The 11,915-nt window shown below is 59.6% G+C and carries 9 protein-coding genes and 2 pseudogenes; 10 read left to right on the top strand and 1 reads right to left on the bottom strand.

All coding sequences use genetic code 11. From position 1 onward, the window contains the following. The 5 genes and pseudogenes from ATC00_RS31740 to ATC00_RS27515 all read left to right on the top strand — a co-directional run. Positions 1 to 88 (top strand): annotated as a pseudogene (locus ATC00_RS31740) (electron transfer flavoprotein subunit beta/FixA family protein); the annotation flags it as partial. A gap of 26 nt (positions 89 to 114) precedes the next feature. After that, the gene (locus tag ATC00_RS27530) at positions 115 to 1,050 is read left to right on the top strand and encodes an electron transfer flavoprotein subunit alpha/FixB family protein (RefSeq protein WP_064255193.1); all 936 of its coding nucleotides are present in this window, start codon (positions 115 to 117) and stop codon (positions 1,048 to 1,050) included. Between the two features lie 36 nt (positions 1,051 to 1,086). Further along, on the top strand, positions 1,087 to 2,238 hold the full coding sequence (locus tag ATC00_RS27525; protein ID WP_064255192.1) for a Re/Si-specific NAD(P)(+) transhydrogenase subunit alpha: 1,152 nt from the start codon (positions 1,087 to 1,089) through the stop codon (positions 2,236 to 2,238). Then, positions 2,239 to 2,661 carry an NAD(P) transhydrogenase subunit alpha part 2 gene (locus tag ATC00_RS27520; protein WP_014765963.1) on the top strand — a complete coding sequence of 141 codons (423 nt, stop codon included), beginning with the start codon at positions 2,239 to 2,241 and terminating at the stop codon, positions 2,659 to 2,661. It begins immediately after the preceding gene. Further along, the gene (locus ATC00_RS27515) at positions 2,658 to 4,058 is read left to right on the top strand and encodes an NAD(P)(+) transhydrogenase (Re/Si-specific) subunit beta (RefSeq protein ID WP_064255191.1); all 1,401 of its coding nucleotides are present in this window, start codon (positions 2,658 to 2,660) and stop codon (positions 4,056 to 4,058) included. The genes ATC00_RS27520 and ATC00_RS27515 overlap by 4 nt, the downstream gene beginning before the upstream one ends. A gap of 579 nt (positions 4,059 to 4,637) precedes the next feature. Here ATC00_RS27515 and ATC00_RS31735 read toward each other — a convergent pair. Beyond that, positions 4,638 to 4,841: pseudogene (locus ATC00_RS31735) on the bottom strand (transposase); the annotation flags it as partial. A 580-nt stretch (positions 4,842 to 5,421) separates the two neighbouring features. Here ATC00_RS31735 and ATC00_RS27510 point away from each other — a divergent pair. From ATC00_RS27510 to ATC00_RS27490, 5 genes are all read left to right on the top strand, one after another. Then, positions 5,422 to 6,444: a LacI family DNA-binding transcriptional regulator gene (locus ATC00_RS27510; protein WP_064255190.1), complete on the top strand. Its 1,023-nt coding sequence runs from the start codon at positions 5,422 to 5,424 to the stop codon at positions 6,442 to 6,444. A 161-nt stretch (positions 6,445 to 6,605) separates the two neighbouring features. Beyond that, the gene (locus tag ATC00_RS27505) at positions 6,606 to 7,736 is read left to right on the top strand and encodes an ABC transporter substrate-binding protein (protein ID WP_072642933.1); all 1,131 of its coding nucleotides are present in this window, start codon (positions 6,606 to 6,608) and stop codon (positions 7,734 to 7,736) included. A gap of 1 nt (position 7,737) precedes the next feature. After that, positions 7,738 to 9,537: an ABC transporter permease subunit gene (locus tag ATC00_RS27500; RefSeq protein ID WP_064255188.1), complete on the top strand. Its 1,800-nt coding sequence runs from the start codon at positions 7,738 to 7,740 to the stop codon at positions 9,535 to 9,537. Positions 9,538 to 9,541: 4 nt separating this feature from the next. Continuing rightward, complete coding sequence (locus ATC00_RS27495) at positions 9,542 to 10,681, top strand: ABC transporter ATP-binding protein (RefSeq protein WP_064255187.1); 1,140 nt, start codon at positions 9,542 to 9,544, stop codon at positions 10,679 to 10,681. A gap of 37 nt (positions 10,682 to 10,718) precedes the next feature. Next, positions 10,719 to 11,483, top strand: coding sequence for an SDR family NAD(P)-dependent oxidoreductase (locus tag ATC00_RS27490; RefSeq protein ID WP_064255186.1), 765 nt, complete (start codon positions 10,719 to 10,721; stop codon positions 11,481 to 11,483). Positions 11,484 to 11,915 lie beyond the last annotated feature (432 nt).

Here is an 11,915-nt window from a genome sequence, read left to right as displayed (position 1 = left end):
AGAGCCGTCCGGCCGCAAGGCCGGCATCAAGGTCAAGTCGGTCGCCGAGCTGGTCGAGAAGCTCAAGTCCGAAGCCGGCGTGCTTTAAGTTTTAAGGAAAGGGAGATTTCCATTATGGCCATTCTGCTTCTGGCTGACCACGACGCCACCCACCTTTCCGACCAGACGGCGAAGGCGCTGACCGCCGCGACGAAGATCGGCGGCGACGTCCACGTTCTCGTCGCCGGCTCCAACATCAAGGGCGTTGCCGAGCAGGCCGCCAAGCTTGCCGGCGTCGCCAAGGTGCTGATCGCCGACGACGCTTCGCTCGCCAACAACCTGGCCGAGCCGCTCGCCGCCTTGATCGTCTCGCTGGCCGGTTCTTACGACACGCTTGTTGCAGCCGCCACCTCGGTCGGCAAGAACGTCATGCCGCGGGTTGCGGCAATTCTCGATGTCTCGCAGGTCTCGGAGATCATCGAGGTGATCTCGCCATACACCTTCAAGCGGCCGATCTACGCCGGCAACGCCGTCCAGACGGTACAGATAAGCGAGCCAAAGCGAGTCATCACCGTGCGAACCACCGCCTTCCCGTCTGCCTCACGAGGCAGCACCTCGGCTGCCGTCGAACAGGTCCCGACGGCAGCCTCTTTCTCTGATCGGTCAATGTTTGTTTCGGACGCACTCTCCTCTTCCGACCGGCCGGAACTGACCTCGGCGAAGATCATCATCTCCGGCGGCCGGGCGCTCGGCTCGTCTGAGAAGTTCCAGCAAGTCATCCTGCCGGTCGCCGACAAGCTCGGCGCCGCCGTCGGTGCATCGCGCGCCGCCGTCGATGCCGGCTATGCCCCGAACGACTGGCAGGTCGGCCAGACCGGCAAGGTGGTCGCCCCCGACCTCTACATCGCCTGCGGCATTTCCGGCGCCATCCAGCATCTCGCCGGCATGAAGGATTCGAAGGTGATCGTCGCCATCAACAAGGACGAGGAGGCGCCGATCTTCCAGGTCGCCGACTACCGCCTCGTCGCCGATCTCTTCGAAGCGCTTCCGGAACTGGAAGGGGCTCTCTAGCCCTCTCTCTGTAGCAGCCGGTCAAGGAAAATTCCCGTGCCATCACTATTTATTGCGAAAGAACGTGACCCGGCAGAGAGCCGCGTCGCCGGCTCGGTCGAGAGCGTCAGGAAGCTGAAGTCACTGGGTTTCGACGTCGACGTCGTCGTTGAAGCCGGCGCGGGCATGCGGTCGCGCGTGCCGGATGCGGAGTTCGAGAAGGCCGGTGCGCGGATCGGCACGGCGGCGGACGCGAAGAGCGCCGACGTCATACTCAAGGTGCGCCGGCCGACGGCCGAGGAAGTTACCGGCTACCGATCCGGCGCCATCGTCATCGCCATCATGGATCCCTACGGCAACGACGCGGCGATCGCCGCGATGGCTGAAGCCGGGCTGACCGCCTTCGCGATGGAACTGATGCCGCGCATCACCCGGGCGCAATCGATGGACGTCTTGTCCAGCCAGGCGAATCTCGCCGGCTACCAGGCGGTGATCGACGCGGCCCATGAATACGACCGGGCCCTGCCGATGATGATGACCGCGGCCGGCACGGTGCCGGCGGCCAAGGTGTTCGTCATGGGCGCCGGCGTCGCCGGGCTGCAGGCGATCGCCACCGCACGGCGCTTGGGCGCCATGGTATCGGCCACCGACGTTCGCCCGGCGGCCAAGGAGCAGGTCGCCTCGCTCGGCGCCAAGTTCATCGCCGTCGAGGACGAGGAGTTCAAGGCGGCCGAAACCGCCGGCGGCTACGCCAAGGAAATGTCGAAGGACTATCAGGCGAAGCAGGCGGCCCTGGTCGCCGAGCACATCGCCAAGCAGGACATCGTCATCACCACGGCGCTGATCCCCGGCCGGCCGGCGCCGCGGCTGGTCACCCGCGAGATGCTCGATGCGATGAAGCCCGGCTCGGTCGTCGTCGACCTTGCCGTCGAGCGCGGCGGCAATGTCGAAGGCGCCGAAGCCGGCCAGGTCGTCGAACGCGGCGGCGTCAAGGTCGTCGGCCATCTCAACGTGCCGGGCCGCATCGCCGCGTCGGCCTCGCTCCTCTATGCCAAGAACCTCGTCACCTTCCTGGAGACGATGGTCTCGAAGGAAACGAAAGCGCTGGCGGTGAACATGGAGGACGAACTCGTCAAGGCGACGGCGCTGACCCACGGCGGTGCGGTCGTGCATTCGGCCTTCGGCGGCGCGAATGGGGGAGACAAGTAAATGGCGAACGAACTTCTCGACAAGGCGCTCACCGACCTCGAACGGGCGGTGGAGGCGGTGAGGACCGCGGCCGAATACGTGCCGGACGCGGCCGGCGCGGTGGCACATGGCGCCACCGGCGGGGCGATCGATCCGTTCGTCTTCCGGCTGGCGATCTTCGTGCTGGCGATCTTCGTCGGCTACTACGTCGTCTGGTCGGTGACGCCGGCGCTGCACACGCCGTTGATGGCGGTCACCAATGCGATCTCCTCGGTGATCGTCGTCGGCGCGCTCCTGGCGGTCGGCATCTCGGCCTCGGGGCTGGCCACCGGCTTCGGCTTCGTCGCGCTGGTGCTCGCCTCGGTCAACATCTTCGGCGGCTTTCTCGTCACCCAGCGCATGCTCGCCATGTACAAGAAAAAGACAAGTGAGGCGGGCCGATGAACGCTAACTTCGCAGCCTTCCTCTACCTCGTCTCCGGCGTGCTGTTCATCATGGCGCTCAGGGGCCTGTCGCATCCGACCACCAGCCGCAGGGGCAATGCCTACGGCATGATCGGCATGGCGATCGCCATCGTCACGACGCTGCTGCTCGCCCTGCCGTCGATCGGCGGCTTTCTGATGATCGTCGTCGGCCTTGCCATCGGCGGCGGTGTCGGCGCCGTCATCGCGCGGCGCATCGCCATGACCTCGATGCCGCAGCTCGTCGCCGCTTTCCACTCGCTGGTCGGTCTCGCTGCCGTGATGGTGGCGGCCGCGGCGATGTACGCGCCGGAAAGCTTCGGCATCGGCGCCATCGGCGACATCCATTCGCAGGCGCTGGTCGAAATGTCGCTCGGTGTCGCCATCGGCGCGATCACCTTCACCGGCTCGGTGATCGCCTTCCTGAAGCTCGATGGCCGCATGTCGGGCAAGCCGATCCTCCTACCGGCACGCCACCTCGTCAATGCGGGCCTTGCGGCGGCACTCGTCGCGCTGGTGATCATGCTGGTCTTCACCGAGAGCACCACGGTCTTCTGGCTGATCGTCGCCCTGTCGCTCGTCCTCGGCGTGTTGATCATCATCCCGATCGGCGGCGCCGACATGCCGGTGGTGGTGTCGATGCTCAACTCCTATTCCGGCTGGGCGGCGGCCGGCATCGGCTTCACCCTCGGCAACCTGGCGTTGATCGTCACCGGGGCGCTGGTCGGCTCCTCTGGCGCGATCCTCTCCTACATCATGTGCAAGGGCATGAACCGCTCGTTCGTCTCGGTGATCCTCGGCGGCTTCGGCGGCGAGACGGCAGCCGCGGGCGGCGACGACGGCATCCAGCGCACCGTCAAGCAGGGCTCGGCCGACGACGCCGCCTTCCTGATGGCGAACGCCTCGAAGGTGATCATCGTGCCCGGCTACGGCATGGCGGTGGCGCAGGCGCAGCATGCGCTCAGGGAGATGGGCGACCAGCTGAAGGCGGCCGGCGTCGAGGTCAAATACGCCATCCATCCGGTCGCCGGCCGCATGCCCGGGCACATGAACGTGCTCCTGGCCGAGGCGAACGTCCCCTATGACGAGGTGTTCGAGCTCGAGGACATCAACTCGGAATTCGCCCAGGCCGATGTGGCCTATGTCATCGGCGCCAACGACGTCACCAACCCGGCGGCGCGCGACGACAAGGCCTCGCCGATCTACGGCATGCCGATCCTCGACGTCGACAAGGCCAAGACCTGCCTGTTCGTCAAGCGCTCGCTCGGCTCCGGCTATGCCGGCATCGACAACACGCTGTTCTACAAGGACGGCACGATGATGCTGCTCGGCGACGCCAAGAAGGTCACCGAGGAGATCGTCAAGGCGATCAACCACTGATGTCGCTCAGAGCCTTGCAAGCCATCTTATGCCCCGCATGGGCACCCAGCACCAAGCGCAACACAATTTGGTGGGTCGCAGTGTGCGCCGCGTCGCATCGCAGAACGCCTTCGGCTCACCGTTTGTCCGTCAGGAGATTGAAGGTTGAAGAGTGAGGTTCGCGAGTCAAACACCAAAGATCATGCCAAAAGAAGGATCTCGGATGATCACCGCGCTGAGGACCCGGTACGAGGAGACGCGGCGATCGCCCGACGACAGCTTGTCCTTGGAAAAGCTGTCACTCGCTTGAGATACAGCGGATGACCGCGTTCCACCCTGGTGAGACCTACACGAACGAGCAGAGTCGACCCCGTTGCTGTCGTCGAGAACGCGGCGTTCGAAAGGCCGCTTTCGGGCACAAAGCTGAGTCTCGAGGCCACGGTCTATTGCGGCTACCCACCAGGTTCGAGGAGCGTGAGAGGTGCATCCGCAATGTCTCGCACCGTGTTCGGCGTGTCTATCCATCGGCAGGCCGTGACGATCGAGGCCCAGCATCATGCTGACAAATACTGTCCCAGCACTGCGGGATCAGATCCATCTCCCGGCGCGCGTCTCCCAATCCCGCTCGCGGTAACCGTTGCGCTGGGCCAACCGCAGCGGGTTCTTCTCGCCATATCCCGCACCGGCTGCAGTGCCCACTTCCAACTCAGCCCCTCGGTGGCAAAGCCGATCATCTCGCGCAAAAGATCGGCGTCAGGGGGACTTCTCCACGAGAGCACGCAGATTCATCATGTCGTTGGTCATCGGTAGTTCCTTCGAATCATGTTGGTGTCAGCGACCCGACTCTACCGAAGAACATCGATGACCACCGCTACGCCGCCGCGCTGTTGAGGGCGCGCTCGCGAGCGGCTTCGCTACCGCCGAGCTACACCACCTGTAGGGATACGATCCTGAAGAACGCGACAATGTTTTTTGACGCCACATGCTCATCGATGCTGGGATGACGAATTTCTCGCATTTCGAGTCCGGGGGTGGGGGAAACATGTGGGACGCCGCGTTACCGTTTCCGAAGTTCGCCAAAGCGCCAAGCCAACCACGTCACTGGTCGCTATAGAGGCGGGTAGCAAAGCCGCTACCGTTCCGGGTGAGAATTGCAAGCCGGTCGGAGCGGTGGAGGTGCCCCACAGTGGATAGTCGCCCTTGGAGTGAGCAACGAGTATGTCGCTGCAACTAGATGCGGCAATAACACCCCACTGATGCGACCTGAGTGTCCTTTCGAGTCCGGTGCAGACCTTGTAAATCGGGCCACCATTTACTATTCGACTTGCGGGTCTTATGTACCGCCTGATGGAAAGTGCACCGGAATAGCGCAAGGGTCTAAAGGATGCGCAGGCCTCCGACAATCATCGATGTCGCCTTACACGCAGGCGTCTCGAAGTCTACGGTGTCCAACGTCCTTCAAGGAAAAGGGACCGTCGCTCCTGAAATCCGTGAGCGAGTACAAAGAACAATCGCGAAGATCGGTTATCGGCCGAACGCGGGTGCTCGTTCGATGCGACAGCGTTCGAAGGTATTGGGGGTGGTCGTTGGCGACTTGAAGAACCCGTTCCACGCTGAATTGGCTGCGTTTATTGAACAATTCGCCGCCGAGCAGCAACACAGCATTTTGTTGGTCTCGACCGGCGGCTTTCCTGAGCGAGAAAGCGAGCGGCTTCGGACGCTGATCGAACAGCGGGTCGCAGCGGTGCTGTTTCTCTCATCACCAGATAGCAGTACCCTGAAATTGTTGGGCGATGACATCCCGAGAGTTTTTGTCAGCGTGACCATGCCTGGTGAGTTGTCGATTTCAGTTGATGAGCGCGATGGGACCAGGCAGGCAGTTGAACATTTGGTCGGGCTCGGGCACCGCCGAATTGCATTCGTTAGTATGATGCTTGCAGATGAACCCCATATCGAGGCTAACCGGTTTCAAGGCTATGTCGATGGGATGATGAAGGCGGGGCTTTCAATCTCCCCTTCGCTGCTCTTGCGCGAACGAGGTGGTTCCTCATCCTCACTGCAGGAGTACGAGAACCAAATTATTGGACTTCTAAGCCAGCACGATCGGCCGACAGCAATTGTCGCCGCCCTTGATCGTATCGCGCTAGAGATAATTTCGGCTGCCGATCTTTTGAATATCGCAATCCCAGACGACCTTTCCTTGGTGGGTTTCGACGATGTCGGAATTTCTGGGCATAGCCGGATTGCGCTGACGACGATTGCCCAGCCAATGGATGAGCTCGCAAAGAATGCGGTCGATTTAGCTATTGGCATTGCGCATAAGAATGGCAAAGGCGCAGAAAGCGTGCTCCTTGCATCGCGCTTGGTGAAACGCCGTACAACATGTTCGCTAAAGAGCGATAACTGACAGCGCCGAAAAGTCTTCGCGTTCTCGCGCCGCCTCAAAGCGGAACGCGCTCCACACTGAGATTTGGTTTGCGCTGGCGATAATTCGCCAGCCGAAGAATTCTGCTTGACAGAACAGCACAATCCGTGGAACGTTCCATCAACCAAAAAAGAGGGAACGTTATGATGAATCCTATCAGCGGTGCTATGCACCCAACACGTCGTGCTTTTCTGAAAGGAACAGCCGGTCTCGCTTTAGCCACAGGTCCGGTTGGCGCTCTGTCTGGATGCTCCTCATCAGAAAACGAGGTGGTAGTCCTTGGATGGTCGAGCTACGTGGCGCCTGAAATCGCCGCCTTTATGAAAAAGGCCGGATTGAACATGCGTGGCGTCCCGGCGGAAACCGATCAGGACATGTTCACGAAACTCAAAGCGGGGGGAGCCGGGTCTTATGACATTGTTTTCGCCAACTGTGGCTGGTCGCCGACCTATTACAAAGCGGGGCTGATCGAAGCCTTCGACGTAAAGGAAATCCCTGGCTGGGACCGGCTTTGGCCGATCTTCCGTGAGGACACGACCTTCCCCTATGTGGTCGAACCCAACAGACTCATGCTCTTTCCCAATATGTGGGATTCATTTGGCCTGATATGGAATAAAGAGCAACTGCCGCTGACTGAGCCTTACTCGTGGAAGGCTCTTTGGGATCCTCGTGTGCCGGCGGGCAAAGTAATCATGAAAGGCGGCCCGGAGGATTTCCTTACAATAGCCGGCCTTAGCCTGGGGATTCCCCGAGACCGAATTTTTGCGATGGTTGGAGACGAACTGCAATCGGCAGCCGCGGCGCTGGCCAAATTGAAACCCTTTCAGATCGCACCAAGCGATTCCTCCTTCGAAGATGCAATCCGCACTGGCAAGGCGTGGGTCGGTCAGTCGTCGAACCTTGCAGCCTCCGCCAGAGTGAACAAAGTTGCGGGCAAAGAGACCTCTCAAAGTGTAATCCCGATTGAGGGAAGCCTGGGTTGGGTAGATGGCCCCCAGCTCGTCAAAGGCGCCAAAAACCGGGCGAATGCGATAAAGTTCATGGAAATTTGGAATGGCCCGGAGGTGCAATCGTTTCTTTATGACACCTACTCATTCCCACTGTGCAGCAAAACTGAAACAGAGCGGGTTCTGGCAAAGGGCGGTGATGGCGCCGCCAATCTGCTCGACCGCGGAGCAGACGATCCCGCTATGGCAAAGAAAATTCTGTTCCAGGGACCGCCTGACGATCCGGCGGCGTGGGCGAAAGCATACGACCAGGTTGTAGGGGGCTAGCATGCGATCCAGCGTCGATACCGTGCCCATGAAGATAATACCCGACGACCGACCGAATCCATCACCCACGCCACCGAAACGGCGCAAAAAACTGGCTGCGGATCTTGAGAACCCAGTCTTTAGTCTCCCTGCCTTGGCCGTCATCGTTGTTGGCGTGTTCGTACCAATGGCTGTTCTTATCGTTTACTCGCTGTGGCCAACCGTGGATCAGGAGGTCATACGGGAGTGGACTTTTACCAACTACCTCCGCTTTTTCGAAAGCGAGGTCTATTGGGGAACGTTGCTCGGAAGCTTGCTCTTCGCTTCCCTCGCCTCGGCCCTTACGGTAATTTTGACCTTCCCTTTTGCCTATTTCGTTGCGCTGAAAGTGCAGCCGGAAAGGCGGCTGATCTGGGTACTGGTCGCGGTCGTACCGTTTTTCACAAGTTACCTGATTAGAGTCTTCGCTTGGATGAACCTTTTAGGCGACACAGGACTTCTTAATCAAGGCCTCATGTACTTTGGCCTGATTAAGAACCCGCTTTGGATACTTGGCCTGAACAGTTCGGGAATTGTTCTCACTTTCATCTATCTGCTTTTTCCCTTGGCTTTCCTTACGACTTTCATTGCGCTGGAGCGAACGAATCCTACCATTCTGGAGGCGGCAGCGGATCTGGGCGCACGCCCTTGGCAGGGACTCTTTTACGTAACTCTGCCGGTGGCTCGAACGGGTATCGTCGGAGGTTTCGTTTTTAGCACTATCACAATCCTGGGCGACTATGTGACGCCGCAATTGATCGGCGGGACCGATGGATACCTCTACTCAAACATCATCCAGCGTCAGTTTGGTTCCTCGGTTCAATGGGGTTTTGGATCAGCGTTAGCGTTAATTCTCCTCGTCGTCGTTTTTGTGCTTCTGCTCGTGCTCCGTCAGGTTACAGGCGGAGCAGCCCAGGTCGGAACGTTCTCACGCCAATTCAATCCATCCAGATCGCCCGTGCTCAAGGCGTACGCAATCGCATTCCTCGCATTTCTCTACACACCGATCGGGCTTCTCGTCGTGCTGGCCCTCAACGACAACACGTCGATCGGCTTCCCTTTCAATGGCGTCACATTCCACTGGTTTGCGGCGATCCTTGACGATCCACTTCTCCTGGAAAGCCTGCGCAACAGTTTGATCGTAGCGTTCGCGTCCGTTAGCATCAGCGTCGCTCTCGGCACGGTTGCGGCGGTGCAACTCGCGAGAAGTCACGGCCAATGGCGCCAGGCAAGTTTGGCGATTATCTCCGTTCCGCTTTTTCTTCCGCCGATGCTGCTTGGACTCGCGATCATTATCGGCCTCAATGCTCTCGGCATCGAACGTGGGCTCTGGACGATTATCATCGGTCACACCATTCTCTGGTTGCCGGTCGTCACCTTACTTGTGCTGATCCGTCTCGAGGGTCTCGATCCAAACCTCGAACTGGCGGCCATGGACCTCGGAGCGCCGCCGATGACGGCTCTAGTTCGGGTTTCGGTACCGCAAGCCTTGCCAGGTATAGTGGCCGCTGCATTGATTTCCTTCGCCTTGTCTATGGATGAGTTCATCCTTACAGCGCTCGTAACTGGCGCTGACAGCACCCTCCCGCTTTATATATTCGGGCAGTTGCGTTTCAGCGTAACGCCTGCGGTGGTGGCGTTATCGGTGTCCCTTCTCCTTGTGTCGTTCGCTCTGTTGGTAACGGGCGCGCTGCTTGCCACACGGGGTAAAGGTCGTCCGTCGGTGCCTGCGCCTAATGCCATCAAAACGGTTCCCAGTGATCTTCAAAAACACAAGGATTGAGACTATGTCCGTTGCATTGCGATGCTCGAACCTGTCAAAACGCTACGCCGGACAGCAGGGCCCAGCCCTCGGGGAAGGGAGCAACGGCATCTCCTTCGAGGTCGAGCGGGGGGAACTCTTTGCTTTGCTTGGGCCAAGCGGTTGCGGCAAGACCACTACTCTTCGCATTATCGGCGGCTTTATCGAGCCTGATGCCGGAACTGTGTTCATCGACGGGAAAGATGTGACATTTGCTCCGCCATATAGGCGTCCGACGAACACCGTCTTCCAAAGCTATGCACTATTTCCCCACCTGCGGCTGGGAGCCAATGTAGCCTTTGGATTGAAAATGACTGGCGCTCAGCGCTCTGAACGAGATCACCGGTCGTCTCAGGCCCTCAAGATGGTGGGGCTTGGGGGGCTTGAAAATCGGAAAATCTCTGAACTGTCGGGCGGACAACAACAACGGGCGGCGCTGGCTCGCGCGCTCGCCAATCGGCCGTCTGTGTTGCTCTTGGATGAACCGCTCGGCGCCCTGGACCTAAGCCTTCGCCGCCAAATGCAGGAGGAACTCGTCACCTTAAAAAGGGAGACGAACACGACTTTCATCCATGTCACGCACGATCAGGAAGAAGCCTGCGCAATGGCCGATCGGATCGCGATTATGGACCGCGGGCAGATCGCACAGATTGATACTCCGCAAACGCTCTACCGCAGCCCACGCTCGACCCACGTGGCTCGCTTTATCAACCTGGGGACAATCGTCAAAGGATCCACCCGCCGTGATGGAGGTCATGCGCGCCTGGAGGCTTCCGGGATCGTCTTGGAGGGACGAGTACAGCCGGCCATCCCGCAGCATTCGCGGCTGGCAGCAGTGTTGCCCCGCGGTCGAGCGCGACTTTCATCGAGTGCTCCCACAGGGGCAACAAACGAGATCAAGGGGACAGTGGAACGCGCGGTGTTCACCGGGCTGAACTATGAGCTGCTTGTTCGGTCGGAGAGTGGTGCGCTTCTCAATGTATCTGCAGCCGCCGAAGTGTTTGATGCCGCGGATGAAGGTCGAGCTGTCGTGCTGACTTGGAGCCCGGATGATGTCCTGTTCGTCGAGGATACCGAGAATCCCCAACAAAATAGTTCGCCTTGCGAACAGCCGCAAGCGAGCTGAACACCAGCATCAGTTAATGTAGAAAGGAAATTTCCAAGTGGGCGTTCTTCAAGACAAAGTTGCCATCGTGACCGGTGCTGGAAATGGTATCGGCAGGGCCACCGTTGAGAGATATCTGCGCGAGGGTGCCAAGGTTGTTGCATTTGATCGCGCAGTGGAAACCAGCTCGCCCAATCCTCGGCTCACGTGGGTGCAAGGTGACGTAACCGTTGCGGCGGATATCGACCGCGCAATTGAGGCCGCACGCGCGTTCAACGGGCTCGATATTTGCGTCGCCAATGCCGGGATCGGTAAAATCGAAGATTTCATCCACGGGTCTCGCGAATCCTGGATGCAGGTCATCGAGGTCAATCTTATTGGCGTGATGATAACGCTCCGTGCAGCCGCTAGTGTTATGGTGGAGGCGGGCAAGGGAGGACGACTGCTCGCAACGTCATCGATTGCCGGTCTACGAGGCGAGGGACACGCGCCGTCGACAGCGTATGCGGCTAGCAAGGGCGCAGTGATCGCTCTAATGAGGGCCATTAGTATGGAACTGGCGCAATATGGTATCACCGCCAATGCCGTGGCGCCCGGCCAAATCGACACGGCGCTTAATTTCTCCGATCTCGAAGTCATGAGTGCACGTTTCGGTCGCAATGCACACGACTTCCGCGACGAATTTCTTCAAACCACGGTTCCGATGCGCCGAATGGGCGTGCCTGCAGAGGTAGCGGGTCTCTTCACATATCTTGCATCTGACGAGGCCTCGTTTGTTACCGGGACCACGTTCCGGATCGACGGTGGAGAGTTGGCTATCTAAGAAAAAATCCGGCCAGGCCGCAGGTCAGGCGGCCTGATGTTGTAAGGACTTCGGGATCGTCATCGGCATTGAACGGTTCATTTCCGCGGCGATTCGAATTCAGCGCAAAACTTCAAACTCGTGTGGCAGATGGACCATGGCGGTCGGCGCGAGCGCGCCGCCGCCTATTGCCACCGAACTCGTAGCGCGCTGGGATAAGTATGCCCTCCAACGCGTCCGCAGGCCCTAGTAATCCCGTCCGGCGCTGGCGATGGGGCCGCCCGCTCCTGTGCTGGTTTTCCGACGTCACGCAATTCGCTAGCAATGTAATCGTTGCCATGCCCTTTTTTTGCCGACTTCCACGTTCACATCGATGAGCTTCTCCTGGGGTAAGTTGTCGCTGAATCAACGGGGCTGGGCGAATTGAGCCTCCGGCTGCGTCATTACGGTGAG

The sequence above is a fragment of the Sinorhizobium americanum genome (assembly GCF_001651855.1).
In the GTDB taxonomy this organism is placed as follows: domain Bacteria; phylum Pseudomonadota; class Alphaproteobacteria; order Rhizobiales; family Rhizobiaceae; genus Sinorhizobium; species Sinorhizobium americanum.
The sequence above is the reverse complement of the archived record's forward strand: the minus strand, read 5'-3'. Positions and strand labels throughout refer to the sequence as shown.

Excerpts from the sequence above, each read along its gene's own strand:
- ATC00_RS27530 (WP_064255193.1), top strand. The coding sequence starts at position 115 with ATGGCCATTCTGCTTCTGGCTGACCACGACGCCACCCACCTTTCCGAC.
- ATC00_RS27520 (WP_014765963.1), top strand. The coding sequence starts at position 2,239 with ATGGCGAACGAACTTCTCGACAAGGCGCTCACCGACCTCGAACGGGCG.
- ATC00_RS27515 (WP_064255191.1), top strand. The coding sequence starts at position 2,658 with ATGAACGCTAACTTCGCAGCCTTCCTCTACCTCGTCTCCGGCGTGCTG.
- ATC00_RS27510 (WP_064255190.1), top strand. The coding sequence starts at position 5,422 with ATGCGCAGGCCTCCGACAATCATCGATGTCGCCTTACACGCAGGCGTC.
- ATC00_RS27505 (WP_072642933.1), top strand. The coding sequence starts at position 6,606 with ATGATGAATCCTATCAGCGGTGCTATGCACCCAACACGTCGTGCTTTT.
- ATC00_RS27500 (WP_064255188.1), top strand. The coding sequence starts at position 7,738 with ATGCGATCCAGCGTCGATACCGTGCCCATGAAGATAATACCCGACGAC.
- ATC00_RS27495 (WP_064255187.1), top strand. The coding sequence starts at position 9,542 with ATGTCCGTTGCATTGCGATGCTCGAACCTGTCAAAACGCTACGCCGGA.